This is a genomic window from Corynebacterium incognita (genome assembly GCF_014217255.1).
In the GTDB taxonomy this organism is placed as follows: domain Bacteria; phylum Actinomycetota; class Actinomycetes; order Mycobacteriales; family Mycobacteriaceae; genus Corynebacterium; species Corynebacterium incognitum.
The window spans coordinates 601,107-625,919 of record NZ_CP059404.1 but is presented as its reverse complement, the minus strand read 5'-3'; the positions used below and the strand labels follow the sequence as shown (position 1 = coordinate 625,919).

General features: G+C 65.7%; 22 protein-coding genes. 13 read left to right on the top strand and 9 right to left on the bottom strand.

All coding sequences use genetic code 11. The features are described 5' to 3' along the window. Nucleotides 1-2 precede the first annotated feature (2 nt). The 5 genes from H0194_RS02920 to H0194_RS02900 form a co-directional block, all read right to left on the bottom strand. Nucleotides 3-800, bottom strand: a complete 798-nt coding sequence (locus tag H0194_RS02920; protein ID WP_246389032.1) for a GntR family transcriptional regulator — start codon at nucleotides 798-800, stop codon at nucleotides 3-5. Between the two features lie 412 nt (nucleotides 801-1,212). Continuing rightward, nucleotides 1,213-2,250 (bottom strand): LLM class flavin-dependent oxidoreductase, encoded by a 1,038-nt coding sequence (locus tag H0194_RS02915; protein WP_185176368.1) that lies wholly within the window; start codon nucleotides 2,248-2,250, stop codon nucleotides 1,213-1,215. 93 nt (nucleotides 2,251-2,343) lie between these two features. Continuing rightward, nucleotides 2,344-3,798, bottom strand: coding sequence for a branched-chain amino acid transport system II carrier protein (gene brnQ / locus H0194_RS02910; protein ID WP_185176367.1), 1,455 nt, complete (start codon nucleotides 3,796-3,798; stop codon nucleotides 2,344-2,346). A 133-nt stretch (nucleotides 3,799-3,931) separates the two neighbouring features. Then, complete coding sequence (locus tag H0194_RS02905; RefSeq protein WP_185176366.1) at nucleotides 3,932-5,071, bottom strand: MalY/PatB family protein; 1,140 nt, start codon at nucleotides 5,069-5,071, stop codon at nucleotides 3,932-3,934. 39 nt (nucleotides 5,072-5,110) lie between these two features. After that, nucleotides 5,111-7,036: an ABC transporter ATP-binding protein gene (locus H0194_RS02900; protein WP_185176365.1), complete on the bottom strand. Its 1,926-nt coding sequence runs from the start codon at nucleotides 7,034-7,036 to the stop codon at nucleotides 5,111-5,113. Between the two features lie 144 nt (nucleotides 7,037-7,180). Here H0194_RS02900 and H0194_RS02895 point away from each other — a divergent pair, with 144 nt between their 5' ends. Together H0194_RS02895 and idi are read left to right on the top strand one after the other, a co-directional pair. Continuing rightward, nucleotides 7,181-7,774 carry a hypothetical protein gene (locus tag H0194_RS02895; protein WP_246389031.1) on the top strand — a complete coding sequence of 198 codons (594 nt, stop codon included), beginning with the start codon at nucleotides 7,181-7,183 and terminating at the stop codon, nucleotides 7,772-7,774. Beyond that, the gene (idi, locus tag H0194_RS02890) at nucleotides 7,767-8,378 is read left to right on the top strand and encodes an isopentenyl-diphosphate Delta-isomerase (RefSeq protein WP_185176843.1); all 612 of its coding nucleotides are present in this window, start codon (nucleotides 7,767-7,769) and stop codon (nucleotides 8,376-8,378) included. Before H0194_RS02895 ends, idi begins: the two co-directional genes overlap by 8 nt. A 15-nt stretch (nucleotides 8,379-8,393) precedes the next feature. Here the strand turns inward: idi and H0194_RS02885 are convergent, their stop codons facing one another. Further along, nucleotides 8,394-9,734 carry a carboxylesterase family protein gene (locus H0194_RS02885; RefSeq protein WP_185176364.1) on the bottom strand — a complete coding sequence of 447 codons (1,341 nt, stop codon included), beginning with the start codon at nucleotides 9,732-9,734 and terminating at the stop codon, nucleotides 8,394-8,396. A gap of 34 nt (nucleotides 9,735-9,768) precedes the next feature. Between H0194_RS02885 and H0194_RS02880 the strand changes: the two genes are divergently transcribed. Next, on the top strand, nucleotides 9,769-10,002 hold the full coding sequence (locus H0194_RS02880) for a hypothetical protein (protein WP_185176363.1): 234 nt from the start codon (nucleotides 9,769-9,771) through the stop codon (nucleotides 10,000-10,002). Continuing rightward, a complete protein-coding gene (locus H0194_RS02875) occupies nucleotides 9,995-10,198 on the top strand; it encodes a hypothetical protein (RefSeq protein WP_185176362.1) in 204 nt (67 codons plus the stop codon). The genes H0194_RS02880 and H0194_RS02875 overlap by 8 nt, the downstream gene beginning before the upstream one ends. 23 nt (nucleotides 10,199-10,221) lie before the next feature. Here the strand turns inward: H0194_RS02875 and malQ are convergent, their stop codons facing one another. Next, on the bottom strand, nucleotides 10,222-12,333 hold the full coding sequence (gene malQ, locus H0194_RS02870; protein WP_185176361.1) for a 4-alpha-glucanotransferase: 2,112 nt from the start codon (nucleotides 12,331-12,333) through the stop codon (nucleotides 10,222-10,224). 124 nt (nucleotides 12,334-12,457) lie between these two features. On the opposite strand from malQ, the gene H0194_RS02865 reads away from it, so the two are divergent. Continuing rightward, a complete protein-coding gene (locus H0194_RS02865; RefSeq protein ID WP_246389116.1) occupies nucleotides 12,458-14,296 on the top strand; it encodes an AMP-dependent synthetase/ligase in 1,839 nt (612 codons plus the stop codon). Between the two features lie 196 nt (nucleotides 14,297-14,492). Further along, entirely contained in the window at nucleotides 14,493-15,185 is a 693-nt protein-coding gene (locus H0194_RS02860) for a hypothetical protein (RefSeq protein ID WP_185176360.1), read from the top strand. A 163-nt stretch (nucleotides 15,186-15,348) separates the two neighbouring features. On the opposite strand, the gene H0194_RS02855 is transcribed toward H0194_RS02860, so the two are convergent. Beyond that, nucleotides 15,349-16,389, bottom strand: a complete 1,041-nt coding sequence (locus H0194_RS02855; RefSeq protein ID WP_185176359.1) for a CNNM domain-containing protein — start codon at nucleotides 16,387-16,389, stop codon at nucleotides 15,349-15,351. Between the two features lie 2 nt (nucleotides 16,390-16,391). Further along, a complete protein-coding gene (locus tag H0194_RS02850) occupies nucleotides 16,392-17,771 on the bottom strand; it encodes a hemolysin family protein (RefSeq protein WP_185176358.1) in 1,380 nt (459 codons plus the stop codon). A 181-nt stretch (nucleotides 17,772-17,952) separates the two neighbouring features. Between H0194_RS02850 and hemW the strand changes: the two genes are divergently transcribed. The 7 genes from hemW to pdxY all read left to right on the top strand — a co-directional run bounded on the left by hemW (nucleotide 17,953) and on the right by pdxY (nucleotide 24,813). Continuing rightward, on the top strand, nucleotides 17,953-19,194 hold the full coding sequence (gene hemW, locus H0194_RS02845; RefSeq protein WP_185176357.1) for a radical SAM family heme chaperone HemW: 1,242 nt from the start codon (nucleotides 17,953-17,955) through the stop codon (nucleotides 19,192-19,194). Between the two features lie 74 nt (nucleotides 19,195-19,268). Continuing rightward, a complete protein-coding gene (gene hrcA / locus H0194_RS02840) occupies nucleotides 19,269-20,291 on the top strand; it encodes a heat-inducible transcriptional repressor HrcA (RefSeq protein ID WP_185176356.1) in 1,023 nt (340 codons plus the stop codon). 66 nt (nucleotides 20,292-20,357) lie between these two features. After that, on the top strand, nucleotides 20,358-21,503 hold the full coding sequence (gene dnaJ, locus H0194_RS02835; RefSeq protein ID WP_185176355.1) for a molecular chaperone DnaJ: 1,146 nt from the start codon (nucleotides 20,358-20,360) through the stop codon (nucleotides 21,501-21,503). A gap of 48 nt (nucleotides 21,504-21,551) precedes the next feature. Continuing rightward, nucleotides 21,552-22,292: a 16S rRNA (uracil(1498)-N(3))-methyltransferase gene (locus H0194_RS02830; protein WP_185176354.1), complete on the top strand. Its 741-nt coding sequence runs from the start codon at nucleotides 21,552-21,554 to the stop codon at nucleotides 22,290-22,292. Between the two features lie 9 nt (nucleotides 22,293-22,301). Next, nucleotides 22,302-23,297: a PhoH family protein gene (locus H0194_RS02825; RefSeq protein ID WP_185176353.1), complete on the top strand. Its 996-nt coding sequence runs from the start codon at nucleotides 22,302-22,304 to the stop codon at nucleotides 23,295-23,297. A 4-nt stretch (nucleotides 23,298-23,301) separates the two neighbouring features. Beyond that, nucleotides 23,302-23,910 (top strand): rRNA maturation RNase YbeY, encoded by a 609-nt coding sequence (gene ybeY / locus H0194_RS02820; RefSeq protein WP_185176352.1) that lies wholly within the window; start codon nucleotides 23,302-23,304, stop codon nucleotides 23,908-23,910. A 51-nt stretch (nucleotides 23,911-23,961) separates the two neighbouring features. Then, a complete protein-coding gene (gene pdxY, locus H0194_RS02815; protein ID WP_185176351.1) occupies nucleotides 23,962-24,813 on the top strand; it encodes a pyridoxal kinase PdxY in 852 nt (283 codons plus the stop codon).

Sequence of the window (24,813 nt, the reverse complement as noted above, 5' to 3'; positions counted from 1 at the left end):
GCCTAGTTGTCGCCTTCTTCCTCGATGAGAGCCAGGGGCTCCGGCGGGAGATCGACGGTGATCTCGATGGGGGAGAAGCCGCCGCGTACGTTGGAGGTGGCGAACTTCAGGTAGTCCGGGCGGTATAGAACCTCGGCGTATTCCATCGGGGTTCCCACGTGGTCGGAGGCTTCCAGGTACACCTTGATGAGCGGTGCGTTGGGCTCGACTTCGAGCAGCGGTGCGTCCTCAGCGGTGGCCTGGCTAAAGACCAAAGTGCGGCGAACGTTGTCGAATTCTACGCCCTCTTCGCGCAGGTGAGCATGAATAGAGCCGTTGTCGGCGTCGAAGTTGAGGATCTTCTGGCCAACTTCGAGCGGGAAGTAGAGGCGCTCGAGTGCGATGGCCTGGCCGTCAGCAAGGCGCTTGCGGTAGACGAAGATAATGGGGTCGCCCTCGTTGAGGGACAGGCCCTGAGCAACGTTGGCGGGAGCGGGGCGTCGCGCCATCCACTGGGTTTCCGCGCCGGGCTCGAGGCCGATCTCTTCCAACCAGGAAGTGGTGGAGAGGATGGCTTCGAAGCTTTCGGCCTTGTTTGCGGACAGGACGACGGAACGACGGCCACGGCCGGAGGAAATGGCTCCCTCGGCGCGCAACGCGGCGATCGCTTGGCGGACGGGACCGCGAGAGGTGTTGAACTCCGCGCACATCTCCGCCTCACTAGGCAGCTGATCGCCGGGCTTGAGCTCCCCGCTGTCGATCTGCGCACGAAGATGCTCCATGATCTTCAGGTGCTGCTGCGTAGATTTCTTTGGTGGCACAGTAATTCCCTTCAGAACCGTTTCTTAGCCGGTATAGACTCCCACATATTAGATGAAAGTGTTAGACAGTCAGAACTTTGAAACGGTGGGGGTAGGCCGAGTTGTCTAAGAATTTATGAAATATAACTTCCCTGCATAAAACCGTTTGTGGCCAGATATGAGGGTGTCTCACGTTTAAAACAGCTGTTTATGTGGGTTTCAATAGTTTACTACCGGAGTTTGTGCAGGTGCCGCACAGGGGTATAAGGCTTCATTGGTGGGAAAAGCTGAGAATCCTTCAGGTTATTAACACTGTGCATTGTTGACAATTTATTGATGAGTTGTGCACTGCATGTTATGCCCTCTACCCCCGGGAAGGGAGAGGGCCCCGCGAGGGGGAGCCAGTATCCCCCTCGCGCACGCCGGGGCACGCCTAGTCCGCGCCCAGGCCCCAGCCCTGCGCCAGAACGTCAAGACTAGTCATCGTTTCCTGGTGGTTGGTGGCTTGTAGGGACACCATAAGCTCGTCCGCGTTGGCAGTCTCCTTGAAATCGAGCAGCTCCTGGCGGATGGTCTCGGCGTCGCCGATGGCGGAGTAGCGCAGCATATCAATGGCCTGCTGTCCCTGGAAAGAGTTCAAGATCTGCTCCACCTGTTCGTCGGTGAGGTAGCGATCCCGGCCGAAGAAGGCCTTGACTTGTTTGCGCTTCACGCGCTCCCACAGCTCGTCCGCGGCTGCGGGTGTCTCCGCGCCCACCACGTTGACCGCCGCGATGACATAGGGCTCGTCCAAGTATTCGGACGGGGTGAAGTTGTCGCGGTAGTACGTGGTGGCGGCCTCCAGGTGCTGCGGAGCGAAGTGGGAGGCAAAGGAGTAGGGCAGCCCGAACTTCGCGGCCAGGGACGCGCCGTACATTGAGGAGCCGAGGATGTAGATGGGCACGTTCGTCCCGGTGCCCGGCACGGCCTGCACCCCAGGGATTGGTGAGGAGTTGGACAAGAACCCCTGCAGTTCTTTGATGTCCTCCGGGAAACGCTCGGCCGAGTGGGCGTCCCGCCGTAGGGCGCGGCCCAAGGTGTTCATGTCCGTGCCAGGAGCGCGACCGAGGCCAAGATCAATGCGGTTGGGGTACAGCGAGGCCAGCGTGCCAAACTGCTCCGCCACTACGTAGGGGGCGTGGTTGGGGAGCATCACACCGCCGGAACCTAGCCGGATAGTAGAGGTGTGTGCGCCGATATGGGAGATGAGCACCGCCGGGGAAGAAGAGGTAATGGTCTTCATGTTGTGGTGCTCGGAGTACCAGATGCGCTTGATGCCTAGCTTCTCCGCGTGCTGGGCGAGCTCCACCGAGTTGCGCATGGATTGGTGCGCGTCCTCGCCCTCGTACACGGTGCAAAAGTCCACGATGGACAGTGGGATATCGTTTGCGTTTGTGGGCGCTGGGGAAGTCTCGGAAGTTGCGGAAGTCATAAAATCCTCGTCTAAAAAGTTGTAGGGGACGGCCCCTTTTACATCAGGTACCGTCCCCTACAACAGGAGCGAAGGCATCACTATTCCGTGCAGTTAGCGCCTTACCGTGGCATTAACTTCTTCGTGTGCGTCAGCGTTGTCGTGCTCGCGCCGAGCGGCCTGTGCCGCGGCGCTGAGTTCGAGCGGACGGGAGTTGCGGGTGGCAAAGTCCAGCGCCAGGCCCACGAGAGCCGCGGCAATGGTGGGCAGAGCCCAGCCGACGTCGTTGGACTGACCCGGCGCCCACGCGACCACCGGGGCCAGCGCTTCCGCGCCGAGGGAGACCGTGACGGAGATAGCGGACCAGACCACCGCGACCCAGATGGCCACCCGGTAGGTCCAGTGGAAGGAGAACTGGCGGCGGAAGAGCGGCTCGATGATGGACAGAATCATCAGCGTGATGGCCGGAGGGTACAGGAAGGAAATCACCGGCGCGGCGATGGCCAGCACCTGGGACAGGCCCTGGGTGGCCATGGCGATAGAACCCACGGCGAAGATGGTGGCCCACGCGTGGTAGCTCACGGCCGGGACGAGCTCGTGGAAGAACTCGCTGGTGGCGGAGATGAGGCCCACGGCGGTGGTGAGGCAGGCCAGGATAACGATGGCGGCCAGGGCCAGCTGGCCCGGGGTGCCCAGGGCGCGATGAGCGGCTTCCGCCAACAGGGCCGCGCCGCCGTCGAAACGCCCGGCGTCCGGGATGGTCTGGCCAATGAGTGCCAGGCCCAGATAGATGGCCGCCAACAGCACGCCGGCGATGGTGCCGGTGATGATGGTCGAGCGGACCAGGGTGGGGCCCGGCTTGAAGCCCTTGGAGCGCAGCGAGGAGATGATCACGATGCCGAAGGCCAGGCCGGCCAGCGCATCCATGGTGAGGTAGCCGTTGAGCAGGCCGGTGACCGCGGGGGACTCGGCGTAGTCCTCGGCGGGGGCGGCGGGGACGCGCTCGAAGCGGAACATCGTCAGCGTAATGAGGATGGCCAGCAGTGCCACGAGCGCCGGGGTGAGGAACTTGCCCAGGGTATCCGGGATGGCGTTGGGCGCCCAGCACAGCGCCAGAGAGACGCCGAAGAACAGCAGGTTAAAGATGAAGCTGGCCAGGGTGGAGTCCAGCCCGGTCAGCGGGGTGATGGCGATTTCCATCGACACCGCGCCGGTGCGGGGCAGGGCGTAGAACACGCCGATGGACAGGTACACCAACGCGGAGAACACCACGCCGAACAGTGCGCCGCCGCGGTTGGCGAGGTCGCGCACGCCAAAGCCGGAGATGGCCACGGCGATGATGGCGATGACCGGCAGGGCCACGCCGGCGATAAGGAAGCCGACGATGCCTGGCCAGAAGTTGGTGCCGGCGCCCACGCCGACCTCGGGCGGGAAGATGAGGTTGCCCGCGCCGAAGAACATGGAAAAGACCATGAGGGAGGTAATAATGATGGCCTTGGTATCCAGGCCTCCCCGGCCGGTGGCGTTACTGGGGGAGCTTGTCGACGCCCCCTGTGGCGTTGCAGTCATGGTGGTCTCCGTTCCTTAAGCTATGCGCACACATCAGCAATTTTCATTGTGTGGGATGTTAGTTGCACGGAATGGGAATAGGAACTGCCGGGGTGCCACTTCACCCGAATGGGGGTGAAGTGGCGAGGAACTCCTAGGCGCGCTCGATGGCGGCGGCCATGCGAGTGATGGCCTTCTCCAGGATTTCCGGGGTGGTAGCGAAGTTGAGGCGCGCGTGATGCGCCCCGCCGGGGCCGAAGTCCGTGCCCTCGTTCAACGCCACGCGCGCGTGCTGACGCAACCACCGGGCCGGGTGCTCCTCATCGCCAATCGCGGTGCCGGAAAAATCCAGCCACATCAGGTATGTCGCGCTCGGGCGCGTGGCCACGATGCCGGGGATCTGCGCGGTCAGCAGATCATAGGCCTGGTCCCGCAGACGGCGCAGCTCCTCCACCTGCTCGTCCACGTGGCGCCGTGCCCGGGAATAGGCCGCCTCCGCCGCGACGATGCCCAGGGGGGACGTGCCGTCTTTGATGATGTGCGGCAGCTGCGCCCAGCGCGTGACGTCCTCGGGGTTGGAGAAGATCATCTGCGCGCACTTGAGTCCGGCCACATTCCACGCCTTGGACGTGGAGGTCACCGTGATACAGCGCCGCGCCGCCTTCTCTCCCAGGCTGGCTACCGGGATGTGCTGGCCGTCCAGAACGAGCGGGGCGTGGATCTCGTCCACGAGCACGCGGGCGTCGTAGCGCTCCGCCAGTTCCACCAAGTGGAACAGTGTGACTTCGTCGTGGTTGTAGCCCAGCGGGTTGTGCGGGGAGCACAACAAGATGCTGCCCGCGCCGCGGGCGAAGGCTTCCTCGATCTGTCCCAAGTCCAGACCTCCCTCGGCGGAGACGGTGATCATCTCCCGGCCCGTGGCCTCCGGCAGCGCCAGGAACGGCGGGTAGGCCGGGGCGGGGGCCACCACCGCGGAGTCCGGGCGGGTGAAATACGTAATGGCAAGGTTCAGCCCGCGGACCACGTCGCCGATCCACATGACGTTATCCGGGTTGGGGCGCCAGCCGTAGCGGACCTCGTAGAAATCAGCCACGGCCAGCCCAAAGTTGGTCGCCGCGGGCGCGGGCGGGTAGCCCACCGTGTCGGCCTCCACCGCCGCCGCCACCGCGGACTTGACCTCCGGGGCGATAGGGAAGTCCGATTCCGCGATCCACAACGGCAGGACGTCGTCCTCGAACACCGTCCACTTCGCGGTCTGGCGGGCGCGGAGTTGTTCTAAGCCAAGCTGCTTCATAGCCGCCAGCTTAGCGCGGTGGGCGGGGCACCTGAAAGGCTATTGCTCCGCAGCCTCCGCGCCGGGCTCGCTCTCCGCCGCATGCTCGTCCTGCTCCTCGTGCTCACTGATGCGGGCGTCGCCGATGAAGCCGTACTTCTTCAACCGCTGGCGGTCGGCTGCGGAGGTGGAGGCGGTGAGCTTGAGCAGCTCGGCGTAGATGCCGCCGGATTGTGCCAGCTCATCGGGCGAGCCGATCTCGGCAATCCGCCCGGCGTCGAGGGTGATGATGGTGTCGACGTTCGCGATCGTCGACAAGCGGTGGGCGATGATCAAGGTGGTGCGGTCCTTCATGAGCTCATCGAGGCCCGCCTGCACGGCGCGCTCGGACTTGGTGTCCAGGGCGGAGGTCGCCTCGTCGAGAAGTAGGACCGGGGCGTCCTTCAGCATGGCGCGCGCCACGGCCACACGCTGCTTCTGCCCGCCGGAAAGCTTGAGGCCGCGCTCGCCGATGACGGTCTGGTAGCCGTCCGGGAAGGCCTCGATGAAGTCGTGGGCGTTGGCGCGCTTGGCCACGGCCACGATCTCCTCGTGGGTGGCGCCCGGCTTGCCGTAGGCGATGTTGTTCTCGATGGTCCCAGAAAACAGCGCCGGCTCCTGGAAGACCACGCCTATCGACGCCCGCAGCCGCTCGGCCGTCAGATCCCTGACGTCGTGGCCCAGCACGGACAGGGAACCGGCGCCAGGGCGGTACAGGCCCAGCAGCAGGTTGACGATGGTGGACTTGCCGCCGCCGGACTCGCCAACGAGCGCGACCTTCTCGCCCTCGCGGGCGGTGAAGGTGATGTCCGCGATGACCGGCTTGTCCGCCTCGTAGGCGAAGTCCACGTTGTCGAAGGAGATGACCGGGGTGCCCGCGGTGGGTTCTAGCGGTGGGACCGGGGCGGTGTCGATCTGCGGGGTGTCCGAGGCGGTGGTGGCCGCCACGATGCCGGCGTTGGCCGTGGGCTCGAATTCCTCCTCCATGACCTTGAAGTAGTCCTTCGATCCGGCGATGGCGCGCTGTGAGATGTCCACCATCCAGCTCATCATGAACACCGGCTGCTTGGCCATGTTCACCAGCTGCAGCAGCATGACCATGTCACCGATGGTGAAGTGGCCGTGCAGCGTGCGCCAGAAGATGAGGCCATAGATGCCCAGGAAAATAGCCGCCAGCGCGAAGCCGCGCAGGGAGTCCATGAAGTGCCACCAGGAGGACTGGGGCTTGGTGATGTCCACGATCTTGCGGTAGTGGTTGCCAAACTTAGACAGCTCGCGGGATTCCGCCACGAAAGACTTGGTCACCTTGACCTGGCCGACGACCTCGGCGAAGCGGCCGTTGGCGATGTCCACCTGCTCGTTCTTCTCCGCCTCTAGCTTCTGCCAGCGCTTGGAGGTTAGCGTGGTCAACCACATATAGATGGGGAACAGCGACGCCAGCAGGATGGTCAGCGGCCAGTAGTAATAGGTGGTCACGGCCAGGATGCCGACGACCTGAATGATCATGGAGAAGAAGTTATTGGAAAACGACTGCACGAACTGGCTCACGCCCATAATCGAGCGGTCCAGGCGCGCGATGATGGTACCGGTGACCTGGTTATCAAAGTAGCCCTGTGGTAGCGCGAGGAGCTTGGCGAAGTAGCGGGTGGACAGAATCTGCCGTAGCCGGGCGACCATGACGTCGCCCAGGTAGCCGCCCACGTTATTGACCAAGGAGCGCACGCCGTCAGCGAGGAACAAGCCCACGACCAACCACAGCACGGTGCCCGCGACGTCCGCGGTGGTGGTCTCCCCAGAGACCGCTCCGACGATGGCATCGGTGGCGTGCTTCATGAGGAAGGGAGAAATCATGCTCAGCGCCGCGGTCACTGTCGCGGCGAGGATAATTCCCAGGTAGAACGGCCAGAGGGCGGAGGCGCTTTTAACGATGCGGAGCAGAGAGTTCACACCGGGCGATTATGCCACCTAGGTAGGTGAGATGACAGCTTTCGCAGCACATCACGGCGGTGGCGGTAACACCTCGTAACTCCAATAAGCTAAGCTTTGCCCATTGAGTACCCGTCAAACCACATGACTTGGGGAGAATTCGTAGTGAAAACCACCCGAAACGTGACCCGCCGCAGCACCACCCGCGCGGCCGTCGTCGCCGCGTGCTGCGCCACCGCGGTGCTGGCCAGCTCGTGCAGCCTGCTCAAGGGGGAGCAGGCCCCGGGTTCGGTGGCTGGCGGCAACGGTGCGGAGGACATCGAGGTCACCAGCTCCACCACGCCGGAGTTCGCGCCCAAGGAAGTCCCTTCGCAGGAGGTCACCGGGGATCTCACCGTCACCACCAAGGACGAGGGCCTGGGCGTGGAGTGGACGTTCCAGGGGGTCTACAACGAAAACGCCGGGGGCACCGTGGTCACCGTATTGATGAAGAACTTGGGCGATACCAAGATCCCGGCGGAGGCACTGGACCCGCCGACGCTGGAGGTCTCCGACGGTGCGGGCGGTTCCACTGAGGTCAAGCAGCTGGACTACAACCCGGAGGTCAACACCTCCATGCAGGCGCCTGGGCTGGACTTGCCGCTGGGCGCGAAGTCCTCGGCGAACCTGCAGTACCTGTTTGATACCCAGCCGGCGAACCTGTGGAACGCGCGCTTTACCATCGGCAACGTGACGTGGGTAGGCGATCTCAATATCTAACTCTTCAGCCTCCGAGCTCGTCGTGCTTGCCGACGCCGCGGGCAACCCCAGTGGCACCGCCGACAAGGCCGTGGTGCACACCGCGGACACCCCGCTGCACTTCGCGTTCTCCACGTGGCTGCTGCGCCCGGCCGACGCCGCCAAGGCCACGTCGGCCGACAGTGTCGACTCGGCGGGTGTAGAGGTACTCCTCACGCGCCGCGCGCTGAGCAAAAAGACCTGGCCCGGAGTGTGGACCAACGCGTTCTGCGGTCACCCCGGCCCGGGCGAGGACAACGCGGACGCTGTGCGCCGCCGCAGCGCTTTCGAACTCGGCCTCGACCCGGAGCACCTGCAAGACCTTCAGTGCGTGCTCCCAGACTTCGCTTACCGCGCGGTGGACTCTTCCGGCATCGTAGAAAACGAGATCTGCCCGGTGTTCGTGGCGCGCCTGCGCCGCGACGATAGCTTCACGCCCAACCCGGACGAGGTGGACTCCTATCGCTGGGTCGCCGCCGCGGGTCTCATCGCCGCCGCGGACGCCACGCCTTTCGCGTTCAGCCCGTGGCTCGTCGAAGAGCTCGCGGACCCGCGCCTGCGTGCCATTGTCGCCGGAAAGGCCTAGTTTTCCCGAGCGTTTTTAGCGCTCACCCAAACCCCGCCCCGCGGCATCGGCAGACGCGCGCAACGGCCGCATCGCGGCGGCCACGTGATCGAGGCTGCGTGGATTGATTTCCAGATCCCCTGTACTCACGTCGACGTCGGCGATGACGTGCTCCTCGCCGTACTCCGGCCAGGGCAGGGCCTGCCCGCGTGCGAAGCCCAGCAGCAGCCCCGAGATGGCGTGGACCGCCTGCTCGTCGGAAGAGCGCCCGAAGAGGAACGGCAGATCGTCGCAGTGTAGCGCCTCCTTGGTGCCCGCGCTGCGCACGAAGGTGGCCACGTGGGCCTGTGGCCGGGCGTTCGCGGTGTCCACCACGAAGCGGCGGCACACCGCGTCCGTGATGAGCTGGCCGGCCAGCTGTGGGCGGGAGGCGCGATCGCGCCAGAACCCGAAGCGGTCCTTGCCCATGCCCATGAAACGCGCCAGTGCTTTCAGGCGCAGTGTCGGCGGCGCGGGCTTGGCGTCCCAGGCGCGCGCGGTGGGCAGGTTGTGGAACTCCTCCCTCGTGGCGGTGACCACCAGCGGGACGTCGGCAAGCTCCTCCGGGTCGTAGGGCCAGGGGCCGAGGAACAAGTCGGTGCCGTAGATCTTCCGGGCGCGGTCATAGGCACGGCGCAGCTTCTCCGGCTTGGTGGCGTGCAGTGTGCCCAGCGACGCCCGGGTCACCGGCGCCGACAGCAGCGTGCGCAGCGTGGACTTGCGGCGGGCGATGTCGCCGCGCGGGAAACACGGCGAGGCCGCCCACACCCGCCGGAAACTGCCGCGGTAGTGGTCCTTGCGCGCCAGCCATAGGGCCGCGGCCGCGCCGGCGGACTGGCCCACCAGCGTCACGTTCGTGGGATCGCCACCGAAGGATTCGATGGTGCGCTGCACCCATTCCAGTCCCAGCTGCAGATCGTCGGTACCGCGGTAGGTGCCCGGGGTGTCTTTCTCAAAAGGTAAGAAGCCGGAAAGCCCCAGGCGGTAGCCCAGGTTGACCTGGATGAAACCGGCGCGCGCCGCGTGTTCGCCGGTGACCATCTCGTCGATGTGGCTGCCGTGCTCAAAGCGCCCGCCGTGGATGTACACCAGCACCGGCAGGTCCGCGCCGAAGCGCGTGCCTTCCGGGGCAGTGACGGTCAGTGCGACGTCGTCAGGGCGTGGCGACGTCGCGTCAATGTCCCGGTCGGGCGTCGCCTTCGGGCCCGCCGCGGCGGGCCCAAAGGGATCGGGAAACTCCGCAAAGGGGATGGAGTAGAAGGTGGCCACCCCGTCGGTGGCGGTGCCGGTGATGCGCCCCACAGGGGAGTCCACGGTGACGGTACGTGCAGGTGCCATGGTTTACAGACTACAATCTGCGAGGGTGAACGGGATGAGCCAGGCAATACAGGACGTGACCAACCAGGTCATTGAGTTCGTGGTCATGCTGCCGTCCTTCCTGCAAATGCTATTGGTGCTCCTCGTCGTGCTGCCGCTGGCCACCGCAGTGGCGTGGGGGCTGATGTGGGCCATTGACCGCATGTGGGCGGCGGTGAGTACGCGGCGGCGGGGGCGCCGAGGGGCCAGCCGCCGGGGACCCTGCAGTAGAATGATGAGCCATGACTGAAGAAGTAGACCCCCGCGAGGGCCTGTGGAACCCTGACGCCCCGGCGGCGTCGCGCGGTGCCACCGGGCGTGATTCCGCCGACGGCGGGCAACCCGTGCCCCGCAAGCGTGCGCTCCCGCGCTCGCGGGTCAGCCTCACCCTGTGGCTGCTCATCGCCCTGGTGATCGTCGCCGGGATCGTCGGCACGCTGCTGTAACGGCGGGAGTCTAGCGGGGGAGCCTAGCGGCGCGAGGCGTCTGCAACCGGGCGGAACAGTGGCTGGTCCGCCAGCTCCTCAATGAGTACCGGGCGGCCGTCGCCGTCGCACAGCGGCATGCACCAGTTGGGGTACATGTCGTGCGTGGTGCCCGGCTGGTTCTGGGCGCGGACGTCACCCACCAGATCCACTAGGGACGTGCACGTCAGCGCGGACGGTGTACCCGCAATAAACGCGTGTAGCGCGCTCATGAGATCGGTGAGGCTGCCGCGCTCCTCGCGCGCCATCGCAGCGTAGTCCGCTTCCGGGAGATAACCGGCTTCCGCGACGCGGCGCAGCACGCCCGCCTGCCACTGCAGATCCTCGGCGTTCTCGGATTCCGGGTCCTGGGCCAGTACGCCCAGGCGCTCGCGCAAGGTGATGTGATCGCCGCGCAGGTACGCGGCCGTCGGTGGTAGGTCATGGGTGCCCACCGAGGACAGCGCCAGCGGGCGGTAGCCGTTCTGCGGCATCGGGTTGCCGTCGTCGCCCTGCTCGAACCACAAGATCGACGTGCCCAGCACGCCGCGGGAGGCCAGCACGTCCTGCACCCACGGCTCCAGCGTGCCCAGGTCCTCGCCGATGAGGACCGCGCCGTGGCGCTGGGCCTCCAGCAGTGCGATGCCTAGCATGGCCTCAAAGTCATAGGCCACGTACGTGCCCTTGTCCGGGGCGGACATGCGGGGGATCCAGTACAGGCGGAACAGACCTAAAACGTGGTCGATGCGCAGGCCGCCCGAACCGTCCAGGATGGTGCCCAGCATCTCGCGCCACGGCTCGTACGCTGCTTCCGCCAGGAGGATCGGGTGCAGCGGCGGCTGCGACCAGTCTTGGCCCTGCTGGTTGTACTCGTCCGGCGGGGCGCCCACGGAGCACTGCGGCGCCAGGTAGTCCGCCATGATCTCCGCGTCCGCACCGCCCGGGTGCACACCCACGGCCAGATCCGTGATGATGCCAATCGGCATGCCCGCCTGGCGGGCGCGCTGCTGCGCGGCGGCCAGCTGCTCGTGGCACAGGAATTGCAGCCACATATAAAACTCGGACAGCTCCTCCTCAGTCGGCTCCAGCGCGTGGCGCTTGCCGGCGTAAGTCTTGAGTTCCTCGCGGGCGCACCAGCGCGCGAAGTCCACGAGTGCCTTGCCTTGGCTGCGGCAGTAATTGCGGAACGCGAACTCGCGGTCGCCCGCGGTATCGCGGGCCGTGAACATCGCGTGCAAAACCTGCAGCTTCAGGGCGTAGATGGGGTTGCGGTCAATCGCCTCCGCGGACGTGTTGAGCACCCGCAGCTCCTCGGAAAGCTCTGCGACGTCGGCGCGCGCCGCGGCGTCGAGACGCTCCAGCTCCGGCACGGACTCCACGTTGAGGTACAGCGGATTGATGAAGCGGCGCGACGTCGGCAAGTATGGCGATTCCTCCACCGGCGGTACCGGCTCCGCGGCATGCAACGGGTTGATGAGCAGGAAGCTGGCACCGGCCTCGCGGTGCAGGGTTTCCGCTAACAAGCCCAGATCGGCGAAGTCGCCCATGCCCCAGGAATGACGAGAACGCACGGAATACAGCTGTGCCATCACGCCCGCCTGCGGGCTGGCCAGCCACTCGTCCGACGTGGACAGGCGCGCCGGGGTAATGATCAGCGCGCACTCCGCCGCGGGTTCCTCCAACACTAGGCGGTGGTAGCCCAGCGGGAGGTCGCCCGGGATGTGGAAAGAAGCCTCGCCCCACATCTGGCCGTCCACCTCGACGTCCGGGGAGTGGTTGTCGTCCTGGTAGACTTCGCGCTCCTCGCCGGACTCCAAGACGATGCGCACTTCGGCGGGGGAGCCAGCTGGGACGTGGACCACGAAACCTGCCTCGCGGCCCTCCACGGACACCACCGCGGGCGGGAGCGGCCGGGAGGCGCGGTCCACGTAGTCCTTGTAGAGGGCGAACGTCAGCTCGTCTTCGTTCGGCTCCACGTCGATGTCCACGCCGAGGGCGCGGAGGGTGTAAATCAGGGTGTCGTCGGACACCGTCAGTAGTTCCCCGGCCTGGGTGCGGTAGGAGGTGGAGACCCCGTTGCGGGCGGACAGTTCTTCCAAAAGGCTTCTGATGCTCACACTGGCAAATTGTGCCACGTTAAACCTCGGGCCGCCCGTCATTCGTTGATAGGGTAGGTGCACACACAAAGTATGAGGGTTTCGTCATGTTTGGAACCGGTCATTGTAGGGTACTAAGGGAGAAATAGTCGTGCAGGAAGTCCACACACCAGCTGAGTACGAGATTGCCGAGGGCGAATCCTGCCTCACCGCGCTCATGGACCAGGCCAAGGCCCGGCCACACGGCGTGCTGTTTACCCGCCCCGCCAACTACGAGTGGGTGAATGTGACCGCCAAGGATTTTGTGGACGAGGTCTTTGAGGTCGCCGGTGGCCTCATCGCCTGCGGCGTGGAGCACGGCGATCGCGTGGCACTGATGTCCACCACCCGCTACGAGTGGACGTTGCTGGACTTCGCCATCTGGGCTGCCGGCGCGGTGAGCGTACCCATCTACCCGTCGTCCTCGCTGAGCCAGGTGCAGTGGATCATCGAGGACTCCGGCGCGGTGCTCGCGCTGTCAGAGACCCGCGAACAGTCCGAGCTGCTCGGCCACCTGGTGCTGGGTGACGACGGCCTGCCCGGCTTCCGCGACTCCACCTCCCAGCTGCGCCGCGTGCTGGAGTTCAACTCCTCCGCCGTGGACACCCTCAAGTTTGAAGGCCGCGGGGTGGCCAAGGACGAGGTCCGCGAGCGCATTACGGCGACGCGTACCGACGACCTGGCGTCCCTGGTCTACACCTCCGGCACCACCGGCCGGCCGAAGGGCTGCCGCCTGACCCACCGCAACTGGTTGGCCCAGACCCGCGGCCTGCTCACCAACCCGATCGGCGGCATCGCCGTGCCCGGCTCCCGGGTACTGACCTTCCTGCCGCTGGCGCACGTGCTCTCCCGCGCGGTGTCCCTGGCGGTGGCGATGTCCGGCGCGACGCAGAGCCACTGGTCTGACTTCTCCACCCTGCAGATGGAGTTCGCGCGCTCGCGCCCCAACCTTATCCTGGGCGTGCCGCGTGTCTTTGAGAAGGTGCGCAACGGCGCGGCCACGCAGGCGCAGTCCGGCTCCGGGATTCGCGGCGCGGTCTTCGCCCAGGCGGAGAAGACCGCCATCGATTATTCCAAGGCCCTGGATACCCCGGAAGGCCCCACCCGCATCCAGAAGGCGCGGCACAAGATGTTTGACCGCCTGGTGTACTCCAAGATCCGCGCCGGCATCGGCGGCGACGTGCGCTACGCCATCACCGGCGGTTCCGCGATGAGCCATGACCTGCTGCACTTCTTCCGCGGCATGGGCGTGACCGTGTATGAGGGCTACGGCCTGACCGAGGTGACCGCGTGTGCCACGGTGGACTTTGCCAACCAGCGCATCGGCACCGTGGGCCCGCCGCTGGGTGGCGTGTCCATCCGCATCAACGACGAGGGCGAGGTGTGCATCAAGGGCGACATCGTCTTTGACGGCTACTGGAACAACGACGAGGCCACCGCGGAGGCACTGCACGACGGCTGGTACAACACCGGCGACCTGGGCGAGATCCTGGAGACCGGCCACGTGGTGATTACCGGCCGGAAGAAGGATCTCATCGTCACCGCGGGCGGCAAGAACGTCTCCCCGGGACCGATGGAGGACATGCTGCGCGCGCACCCGCTGATTTCCCAGGCGATGGTGGTGGGCGACGGCAAACCATTCGTGGGCGCGCTGCTGGCGCTTGACGACGAAGCGCTGCGTCGCTGGAAGCTGGACCACAACATCCCGGAGGGGCGCACGATCTCCGAGATTGCCACCAACCCGACGCTGCGCGCGGAGCTCCAGGACGCCATCAACGAAGTCAACACCACTGTCTCGCACGCGGAGGCGATCAAGAAGTTCTACATCTTGGACCGCGACCTCACCGAGGAGGAAAACGAGCTCACGCCAACCATGAAGGTCAAGCGCAACGTGGTCTACGAACGCTACGGCGACGCCATCGCTCACATCTACAAGCGCAAGTAGCGCTCGTAGGCGAGCGCTACAAGAATCTGGCTTGACAACGTTGACTGTGAATCGCCCGGCGCGTCGCACAGAAGATTTTCAGATCGTGACATAGAGTTTTGAACCGTTAGCGTAACTCTCAACCTCAACTTGAGAACCGCGAATTATTGGGGGAGTCCCCGCCCGAGACCGAGCAAGCGCAGGAAGGAGCAGCCGAGTGGGTTTAAATAAGCTAGCCGCAGAGCTGCGCCACCGTGAGCTGACCCAGGAGATCTACAACATCGGCGACGAGGTTGCCGAGTACATCGAGCACCTCATTGAGGCGCTCGAGGACTGGGACGACGAGCTGGCTTATGACTGCCTGGCCGAACTGGCGGAAATCATCGCCGACGCGCGCGTGGACTCCGGCAAGGTCGTCGGCGAGCTCATCGGCCTGCGCCAGGCGCTCATCTCCGGGGTGCGCGCGGGCACCATCTCGGCCTCGGCCTCCGCGTCCACCAGCATCGAGCCCCCGGAGCGTGTCGACGCCCGGACCCTCGACGAAGATTTCCCCATCTCACGCCACCCGGTGGTGGTGCACGAGATGGTGCGCTCCCTGCAGGGACGCACCGCCCGCGTCATCGAGTACCTGCGCGAGCTGGTGGACTATACCCTCGACCAGACGGACGCCGTGGCCCGCAACTTGGACATGGTCTCGCTGCCGCACCTGTATAACTCGGTGGGCGCGAAGGTCTCTGACGCCTACAACGGCTGGAAGCACACCGTCGTGCTCGATCACCCCGCCTACGTGCGCACCATGCGCGGCCACAACCCACCCGCCTTCCTCGAGGAGCGCGCCCGCATCAACGCCGTGGTCGCCCGCGTCGCCGCCAAGCGCGCCGCCCAGAAGGCTGCCAACATCACCGCTTAGCGAATGTAGCGGCAAAGGAGCATTCTGCCTTTGTGTGGCCTCGCTGAGCGGTTTCTGTACGCTCTCGTACTTAATGTCGGGACACAAAGGTCGGGGAGGGCTCAATTAAGGGGCGTATCCGACCTTTGTGTCCCGACCTTTGGTTAATGCAGCCTGGCTGTGCCTAACTTGCGGCCTCCAGCTGGTCCTCGATCTGCGGCCAGAGCTGGTTCATGATGTCGTCCCAGGTGAGGATCCACACCGCGTTGTCCTTGTCGGCCTTGCCCACGACCACGAGCTGCTCGTTGCGGGCGCGCATGTGGTCCAGGGTGTGCTGCACCGTCGTGGAGCCGGCCACGGAGAGCGCGGGGCGGGAGAACTCCTGGACCGGGGCGTCGCGATCCGCCAACAGTGTGTCGCGCACGTGCACGATACGCGGCATGCGCGAGTTCTTGGCAAAGACCAGCGCGCGCATGATGTTCTTGCGCACCACGAGGTCCTGGAGGTCGCCGACGGTGGCATCCGCGGGCAGCGGCACGATCTCCGAGCCGTGCTCGCGCGCCAGGTCCGCCACGGAGGAGGACTCGAGCTCGATGACGCCGGTGAGTTGGTCCGCGTCGGCGTCGTCCATCGCGCCGGTGGCGCGGGAATGCTCAATGAGCGTGCGCAGCGTTTCCACGTCGTATCCCGCCGCGCCGGCACGGTCCACTGGCTCTTCGCCGGTCCAGCGCACCATCTTGTTAGCCATGTTGTTGATCCACGTCAGCAGCGGGCGGAACAGCCACGCGCAGCCGCGGGCCGGTAGCGCGATGGCCTTGAGCGCCTGCTCCGGGTGGGAGATCGCCCACGACTTCGGGGCCATCTCACCCACGACCAAGTGGATGAACGTCACGATGAACAGCGCGAGGACGAACGCCAGCACGTCCGCCACCGCGATCGGCAGGGAGAGCTTGACCAGCAGGGGAGTGAGCAGGTGGTGCACCCACGGCTTGGTGATCGCGCCGAGCGCGAAGGTGGCCGCGGTGATGCCCAGCTGCGCGGCCGCGAGCATGATGGTCAGCTCGTTGAGGCTGCGCACCCCGGCGCGTGCCGCGCGGGAGGTTTCTGCTTCTTCCTCCAGGCGGTGGCGCCGAGCGCCCATCACGCTAAACTCGATGACTACGAAGAACGCGGAGAGCACCAGGATGAGCAGCGTGAGCAAAAGTTTAGAAAGCCATTCGTCCATGGTTAGTTCTCCTCCTCGTCGTCCTGCTCGCGGTATTCCTCTACTAGCTCCACGGACAGGGAGCTGGGCACGTGGCGGTCTACCTCTTCCACCTTGATGTTGAGCTGGCGCACCGGCACCTCGTCTTCCACGTAGTCCTCGGGTTCGGCCTCGAGCACGATGGTGTGCTCCTCGCCTTCCTCGACCAAGTTGCCCACCTGGGACATGAGCAGGCCGGCGATGGTCTCGTAGTCGCCTTCGGGCAGCGGGTGTCCGATGGCGCGCTCCATCTCGTCGATGGGGGTGTCGCCGTCCACGATCCAGTGGGTCTCGTCCTGCTCGGTAATTTCCTCGGTCTCTTCCAGGTCGTGTTCGTCGGTGACGTCGCCGAGGATCTCCTCGGCCAGGTCCTCCATGGTCACCACGCCCACGAAGCCGCCGTATTCGTCGATGACGCACGCCATCTTGGAATCCACCTCGCGCAGCTCGCTCACCACGTCCGGCAGCGGCATGAACTCGGGGATGACCACCGGCTCACGCATGAGCGTGGCCACCGGGGTGTCCAGGGGCTCGTCGGATGCCAGGACGTCGATAAGCTGCACCACGCCCACCGGGTTGTGCTCGTCGTCGATGACGGGGTAGCGGGTGTGGTTGTGTGCCATGAGCTCGCGGACCTCGCCGATCGTGGTGGACGGCTCCACCACGTCTACGCGCGAGCGCGGGATCATGGCGTGGTCCACGGTGTGCTCGGGGAAGTCCAGCAAGCGGTCCAAGACCATGTAGGTCTCCGGGTCTAGATCGCCGGTCTCGCGGGAGGATTCCACGATGGATTCCAAGTCCTCGGTAGTGGCCGAGGAGTCCACGTCTTCCACTGGGTCAATGCGGAACATTCGCAGCAGCGCGTTGGAGGAGAACTCGAAGAAGTGGATGAGCGGGCCGAAGATCTTCAGGTAGATCTGCGTGGACCGGGCCAGCGCCAGCGAGGACTTCATGGGCACCGCGATGGTGTAGTTCTTCGGGAAGAGCTCGGCAAAGAGCATGGTGGCCACGGTGGACAGCGCCAGGGCGAGCACCGTGCCTATGCCGACGGCGACCGAGACGGGCACGCCGACGGCGCCGAGCAAATCACCCACGGAGACTCCGACCAGCGGCTCTGCCACGTAGCCGATGAGCAGGCCGGTGACGGTGATGCCCAGCTGGGCGCCGGAGAGCATGAAGGACGTGCGCTTGGTGATGTCCAGGGCGCGCTGCGAGGCTTGGTCGCCCGCGGCGGCTTGGATACGCAACTGGTTGCGGTCCACGGACATGTAGGCGAATTCTTGGGCCACGAAGTATCCGTTGGCCACGATGATGATGCCGATGACCACGAAACCTGCGATAAGCAGCAGGATTGAGGAGGCCATTAACTACCCCACCCCCAGGCTAGAAGGCGGGGCAATCGACTCGGAGGCTCCACTAGGGTCCTTTCTCATGTAGAAGCAAGTGATAAATGACGATTATTCTACAGTCATAACGTGCGGAGGGTTAAGTTTTGTTCCCGGGATTGTTCCCGGGATCGTTGCCGCGATTGCTAGGGTGGTTGAAATGGTAGGTACCCAGGCTGCACGCGCCCCCTTCGGGCTGTATATTCACGTCCCCTTCTGTTCCACGCGGTGTGGGTACTGCGACTTCAACACCTATACCCCGGGGGAGCTGGGCAATCCCAACTCGCAGGCGGCATACCTGGACGCGCTAGAGGTGGAGCTGGAGCTCGCCGCCGCGCGCTTGGCTCGCACCCACGGCGCGGCCCCGCAGGCGCAGACCGTGTTCGTGGGCGGCGGTACGCCGTCGCTGCTCGGCGCGGACGGGCTGGGCCGTGTGCTTAACGCCGCGCGCAATACTTTCGGTCTGGCGCCGGACGCGGAGGTAACCACGGAGTCCAACCCGGAGTCCACGTCGCCGGAGTTCTTCGCCGGGCTTCTCGACGCCGGTTTTAACCGCGTTTCCTTAGGTATGCAGTCGGCCTCCGCCGGCGTGCTGCGCATCTTGGAGCGCGCGCACACCCCGGGCCGCGCCTTTGACGCCGCCCGCGAGGCCCGCGCCGCCGGGTTCGAGCACGTCAACCTGGACATGATTTATGGCACGCCCACCGAGCAGGACGAGGACGTCCTAGAGACCGTGCGCCGCGCCGTGGACACCGGCATCGATCACCTCTCGGCGTACTCGCTCATCATCGAGGATGGCACGCGCATGGCGCGCAAGGTGCGCAGCGGCGAATTCCAGGAGACCGAGGACGACGTGCTGGCGCGCCGCTACGAGCTCATCGCCGCGGAGCTTGAGGCCGCGGGTATGGGGTGGTACGAGGTGTCCAACTGGGCGCGCCCGGGCGGGGAGTGCCAGCACAACACCATCTACTGGGTGGACGGCAACTGGTGGGGCGCGGGCCCCGGAGCGCACAGCCACCTCGACGGCGAACGCTTCTATAACGTCAAACATCCCGCGCGCTACTCCGCGGCGCTTCTCGACGCCGCGCCGTCCCTCCCCATCGCGGACACCGAGGCACTCAGCAGCTCCGAGCGCCATACGGAAGCGCTCATGCTCGGGCTGCGCCTGCGCGACGGCGTGCCGCTGGCGTGGCTGAACCCGGCGGCCCGGCCGGTGGTGGATGGCTTTGTCAGCCGCGGCCTGGTGGAAGTGGGCGAGCTGGACGCGGCGGCGGTCGCGTCGTCGACCGCCCTGGTGCCCGGGCGCGACGTCTCGGGCCCGCGCGTGCGCGTTACTGATGCCGGTCGCCTGTTGGCGGACGGCATCATCACGGACATCCTCGTCGCGGAAGAACGCGAGTAACACACAGGCGGTATAGTGGCGAATTAGCAATCGGAACAACCGAGTGCCAGAATGGCTTAGCGCGGAGGTGAACCATGAGTACTCAGGAGCGGCGGCGGCAGGTGCTGCGCGCCATTGTGGCGGACTATATCGCGTCCCAGGAGCCCGTGGGTTCCAAGGCGCTGCTGGAGCGCCACCAGCTCAACGTCTCCAGCGCCACCATCCGCAACGACATGGCGGTGCTCGAGTCCGAGGGGCTCATCGCGCAGACCCACGCTTCCTCGGGACGCATCCCGACGCAGAAGGGCTACCGGCAGTTCGTGGACACCCTCCACGAGGTCAAGCCGCTGAGCGCCGCGGAAAAGCGCGCCATCGTCGGCTTCCTCGAAGAGGGCGTGGACCTCGAGGACGTACTGCGGCGTTCCGTGCAGCTGCTCGCGCAGCTCACCAAGCAGGCGGCCATCATCCAGATGCCCACCCTGGAGGCCAGCCGCGTGAAGCACTGCGAGGTCGTGGCGCTCACCCCGGCGCGACTGTTGCTGGTGCTCATCACGGACACCGGGCGCGTGGATCAACGCAATGTAGAGTTGCATGCCGTCATCGAGCCGGACGACGTCCCGCGCCTGCGCGATCTCCTCAACCGGGCGCTGGTGGGAAAGACGATGGCCGCGGCGTCGGAAAGCCTGGGTGCCTTGCTCACCGACGCCCCGGTGGACATCCGTCATCACGTCCTCCCGGCCGCCACCACCTTGCTGGAGACCCTGGTGGAGCAGCCGAGTGAGCGGTTGATGATGGCGGGCACCTCCAACCTCACCCGCGCGGCGGGGCAGTTCCCCTCGGGTCTGCCTGCGCTCATCGAGGCCCTGGAGGAACAAGTCGTGGTGCTCAAGCTGTTGGGCAACGTGCCGGATTATGGCAACGTTTCCGTGGTCATCGGCGAGGAAAACACGGAAGCCGAGCTGCGCAGTGCCTCGGTGGTCACCACCTCGTACGGCGGTAGCCAGACCCCGCTGGGCGGCATGGGCGTGGTGGGGCCGACGTACATGGATTACCCGGGAACAATTTCCAAGGTGTCCGCTGTTTCTACCTATGTCAGCCGGATTTTGGCTGGCGAATAAAACCGATGACACAAACCTCAAACCGCAAGAACGAAAAATAACGAGCAAGGAACTGATTAAGAAGATATGGCACGTGACTACTACGGCATCCTCGGTGTGGATCGAGACGCGACGGACGGTGAGATTAAGAAGGCCTATCGCAAGCTGGCGCGCAAGTATCACCCGGACGTGAACCCGTCCGAGGAAGCGGCGGAGAAGTTCCGTGAGGCCGCGCTGGCCCAGGAGGTCTTGTTAGATCCGCAGAAGCGTCAGATCGTGGATCAGGGCGGCGACCCTATGGAGCAGGGCCCCGGCATGGGTGGTGGCGGCTACGGTGGCTATGGTGGCGGTGGCTTGGGCGATATCTTCGCGGAGTTCTTCGGTGGCGGCGCGGCCGGTTCCCGCGGCCCGCGCTCGCGCGTGCAACCGGGCAACGACGCCTTGTTGCGCACCCGCATTTCGCTGGAGGACGCATATAAGGGTATGAAGAAGACGGTCACCGTAGACACCGCGGTGCTGTGCGAGACCTGCCAGGGCAAGGGTTCTGCCAACGGCGAGAAGCCCACCACCTGTGGGCACTGCCATGGCATGGGCGAGGTGCAGGAAGTCCAGCAGTCCTTCCTGGGCAACGTGATGACCACGCGTCCGTGCCCGGTGTGTGAGGGCTACGGTGAGGTCATTAAGAACCCCTGCGCCGACTGCGGCGGCGACGGCCGCATGAAGAAGCGCCGCGATCTCACCGTGAACATCCCGCAGGGCATCGCCGACGGCATGCGCATCCGCATGGCGGGCCAGGGCGAGGTGGGCCACGGCGGCGGACCGGCCGGCGATCTGTACGTGGAAGTCCGCGTGGAGCCGCACCCGGTATTCGAGCGCGAAGCCGACGACCTGCACTTTACCGTGCGGGTGCCCATGGTAGACGCCGCCTTGGGCACCACGTTCGAGGTCCAAGATTTGGCAGGCGAGACCATCGGCATCGACATCGAGCCGGGCACTCAGCCGGGGCAGGAGGTGCGCCTGCAGGGCAAGGGCATGCCGCGCCTGCGCACGGACGGCTACGGCTCCTTGTACGCCCACGTGGACGTCACCGTGCCCACGGAGCTGGACAACCGCACCCGCCAGCTGCTCACTGAGCTGCGCGATCACCGCTCCGATGCCACCAAGGTCCGTGAGGACGGCGACGGCGAGGGCGAGTCCTTCTTCCACAAGCTGCGCGACCGCTTCCGCCGCTAGCGCCACACATCCGGACTCAGGACAAAGCCGTACATAGGGGGACTGGACATGTCTTTGCCAACGTTTATCGCCGAGGAGCTGGCCGACGCCGCGGTAGGCCACCAGGTCACCCTCAGTGGCGCGGAGGGGCGTCATGCGGTGACGGTCAAGCGCATCCAGGCCGGCGAGCAGGTCATGCTTGCCGACGGCGCGGGGCGCTTCGTCACCGTCACCGTCACGGCCACGGAGGGCAAGGACACCCTCCACGCGCACGTGGACGAGGTTGGTGAGCACCCGCAGCCCGAACCCCGCGTGGTGGTGGTCCAGGCGATCCCCAAGTCCGAGCGCGCGGAGCTGGCCGTGGACCTGGCCACCCAGGCCGGGGCCGACGAGATCATCGCCTGGCAGGCTGAGCGCTGCGTGGCCAAGTGGGACGCGAAGAAGGCACCCAAAGCCCTGGCCAAGTGGCAGCAGGCCGCCCGCGCCGCCGCGAAGCAGTCCCGCCGCGCCCGCATCCCGCAGGTGCGCGGCCCCCTCACCACCGCGGAACTCGCAAGCGAGCTCCGCAGCCATAACGAAGCGCACGCGTACGTCCTGCACGAGGACGCCACGACGTCGATACGCGACGCCGAACTCACCGGCACGGTCTACCTCATTGTCGGCCCCGAGGGCGGCATCGGCGCCTCTGAGCTCGCGCAGCTGGAGGCCACAGGCGCGCGCGCCGTGACGCTGGGCCCGGAGGTCTACCGGACGGCGTCGGCAGCCATGGTGGGCCTGAGCGCCATCGGCGTGCTCACCTCCCGCTGGTAGGGTTTAAGCGTGGCTATAACGACAGGGAAATTCGAGCTGGACACCGCCTACGTGTCCACCGTGCTCGGCACGGCGGACGAGAATCTGCGCGTGCTCACCAACCTCGTGGACGTGGACATCTTCGCCCGCGGGCACCAGGTCACCGTCACCGGGCCCGCCCACGAGGTCGCGCGCGCGAAGAAGGTACTCGAGGAGCTCGAGGCCATCGCGCGCCGGGGCCACCCCGTGAGCCCGGACACCGTCAAGCACACCCTGGATCTGGTCGCTGTGGACGCACCCAAAGCGGTGAGCGAGGTCATCGCGGAGGAAATCGTGTCCCGCCGCGGCAAGGCCGTGCGGCCGAAGACCGTGGGCCAGGCGGACTACGTGCGCGCGATCAATGACAACACCATCGTCTTCGGCATCGGCCCCGCCGGTTCCGGCAAGACCTACCTCGCGGTGGCCAAAGCCGTGCAGGCCCTGCAGTCCAAGCAGGTCCAGCGCATCATCCTCACCCGCCCCGCCGTGGAAGCAGGGGAGAAGCTGGGCTTTCTGCCCGGCACGCTCAACGACAAGATTGACCCATACCTACGCCCGCTCTATGACGCCCTGCGGGACATGATGGACCCGGAGATGATCCCGAAACTCATGGAGGCCGGCATCATCGAGGTGGCGCCGCTGGCGTACATGCGCGGCCGCACGCTCAACGACGCCTTCGTCATTCTCGATGAGGCGCAAAACACCACCGCGGCGCAAATGAAAATGTTCCTCACCCGCCTGGGCTTCGGCGCGAAAATGGTGGTCACCGGCGATATCAGCCAGGTGGACCTCCCCCGCGGGGAGACCTCCGGCCTGCGCCTGGTGCGCCGCATTTTGGACGGCGTCCCGGATGTGCACTTCGCGCAGCTGGGCAGCGCGGACGTGGTGCGCCACCAGCTGGTGGGCCGCATCGTGGACGCCTACGATGCCTATGACGCGCGCGCCGCTCACAGCAACCCGGCCGCGGATAAGAAGAAGGAGAGCTAGGCCAATGAGTATCGAGTTCCTCAACGAATCCGGCTACGAGGGCGTCAACGAGGAGATGCTTATCGATGTCGCGTCGTTCGCCTTCGGCCAAATGGACGTCAACCCGGACGCCGAGTGCACGATCACCTGTGTGGACCTGGACACCATCGCGGACCTCCACGTGCGCTGGATGGATCTGGAGGGCCCGACGGACGTCATGAGCTTCCCCATGGACGAGCTCACCCCCGGCCACCAGGGTGGGCGCCCGGATGCACCCGCGCCGGAGCTGCCGGGCATGTTGGGTGATATCGTGCTGTGCCCGGAGTTCGCGCAGCGCCAGGCGGACGCGGCCGGCCACTCCATCGGCCACGAGCTCGCTTTGCTCACCGTGCATGGCTGCCTGCACCTTTTGGGCTATGACCACGGCACCCCGGCGGAGGAGAAGGAAATGTTCGCCCTGCAGAACGAGCTGCTGGCGGACTGGTACGACGACATTAAAAAGCGCGGCGTGACCTTCCACCCCAAGCCGACTGGCCCGAAGGCCTTTCCTTCGGCAGCGGAGCGCGAGGCGCTCGACCGCGAGGTCCCAGGCGGCGGTATCCCCGCCATCGGGGAGCCGGCTCCGGAGAACTAGAGCCGGGTCGGTGTTGTCAGGCGGGCCTGTCAGGGAGCACAATGGAAGACTATGAACATTTTGTCGATCCAGTCCCACGTCACTTATGGCCACGTGGGAAATTCCGCCGCCGTCTTCCCCCTGCAGCGCGCGGGGTTTGAGGTGTGGCCAGTCCACACCGTGAACTTCTCCAACCACACCGGTTACGGGGACTGGGGCGGCCCGCTCATCCCGGCGGACCAGGTCACCGACATCATCGACGGCATCGAGCGCCGCGAGGCGTTCGGCCAGGTGGACGCTATCTTGTCCGGCTACCAGGGCGGCCCCGACATCGCGGGCGCCATCGTGGACGCCGTGCACCGCATCAAGCGCGTGAACCCGCAGGCCCTCTACGCCTGCGACCCGGTGATGGGCAATGAGAAGTCCGGTTGCTTCGTCTCCGACGAGATCCCGCCACTGCTGCGGGACAAGGTCGTTCCGGTCGCGGACATCATCGTGCCCAACCAGTTCGAGCTGGGCTACCTCACCGGCATGGAGACCGGCACCCTGGAACAGACGATGGCCGCGGTGCGCGCCGCCCAGGACATCGGCCCGCGCGTGGTGTTGGTGACCTCGGTGCGCCGCCCGGAGACCCCGGCGGACACCATCGAGATGCTCGCCGTGGACGGCGACAAGGCTTACTTGGTGTCCACCCCGTACCTGCCGTTCAAGCGCAACGGCTCCGGCGACGTGACCGCCGCACTGTTCACCGGCCACTACACCGCGACCCACGACGCCAAGGACGCCCTCGAGCGCACCGCGTCCAGCGTGTACGATGTGTTGCACAACACTTATGAGGCGGAGACTCACGAGCTGCAGCTCATCCAGTCCCAGGATGCGTTCGCCCAGCCGCGCATGCAGTTTACCGCCGAGGAGATTGCTTAA

Coding starts and splice junctions, on each gene's coding strand:
- H0194_RS02915 (WP_185176368.1), bottom strand. CDS start 2,250: ATGACTTCCGCAACTTCCGAGACTTCCCCAGCGCCCACAAACGCAAAC.
- brnQ (WP_185176367.1), bottom strand. CDS start 3,798: ATGACTGCAACGCCACAGGGGGCGTCGACAAGCTCCCCCAGTAACGCC.
- H0194_RS02905 (WP_185176366.1), bottom strand. CDS start 5,071: ATGAAGCAGCTTGGCTTAGAACAACTCCGCGCCCGCCAGACCGCGAAG.
- H0194_RS02885 (WP_185176364.1), bottom strand. CDS start 9,734: ATGGCACCTGCACGTACCGTCACCGTGGACTCCCCTGTGGGGCGCATC.
- H0194_RS02880 (WP_185176363.1), top strand. CDS start 9,769: ATGAGCCAGGCAATACAGGACGTGACCAACCAGGTCATTGAGTTCGTG.
- H0194_RS02875 (WP_185176362.1), top strand. CDS start 9,995: ATGACTGAAGAAGTAGACCCCCGCGAGGGCCTGTGGAACCCTGACGCC.
- H0194_RS02855 (WP_185176359.1), bottom strand. CDS start 16,389: ATGGACGAATGGCTTTCTAAACTTTTGCTCACGCTGCTCATCCTGGTG.
- H0194_RS02850 (WP_185176358.1), bottom strand. CDS start 17,771: ATGGCCTCCTCAATCCTGCTGCTTATCGCAGGTTTCGTGGTCATCGGC.
- hemW (WP_185176357.1), top strand. CDS start 17,953: ATGGTAGGTACCCAGGCTGCACGCGCCCCCTTCGGGCTGTATATTCAC.
- hrcA (WP_185176356.1), top strand. CDS start 19,269: ATGAGTACTCAGGAGCGGCGGCGGCAGGTGCTGCGCGCCATTGTGGCG.
- dnaJ (WP_185176355.1), top strand. CDS start 20,358: ATGGCACGTGACTACTACGGCATCCTCGGTGTGGATCGAGACGCGACG.
- H0194_RS02830 (WP_185176354.1), top strand. CDS start 21,552: ATGTCTTTGCCAACGTTTATCGCCGAGGAGCTGGCCGACGCCGCGGTA.
- ybeY (WP_185176352.1), top strand. CDS start 23,302: ATGAGTATCGAGTTCCTCAACGAATCCGGCTACGAGGGCGTCAACGAG.
- pdxY (WP_185176351.1), top strand. CDS start 23,962: ATGAACATTTTGTCGATCCAGTCCCACGTCACTTATGGCCACGTGGGA.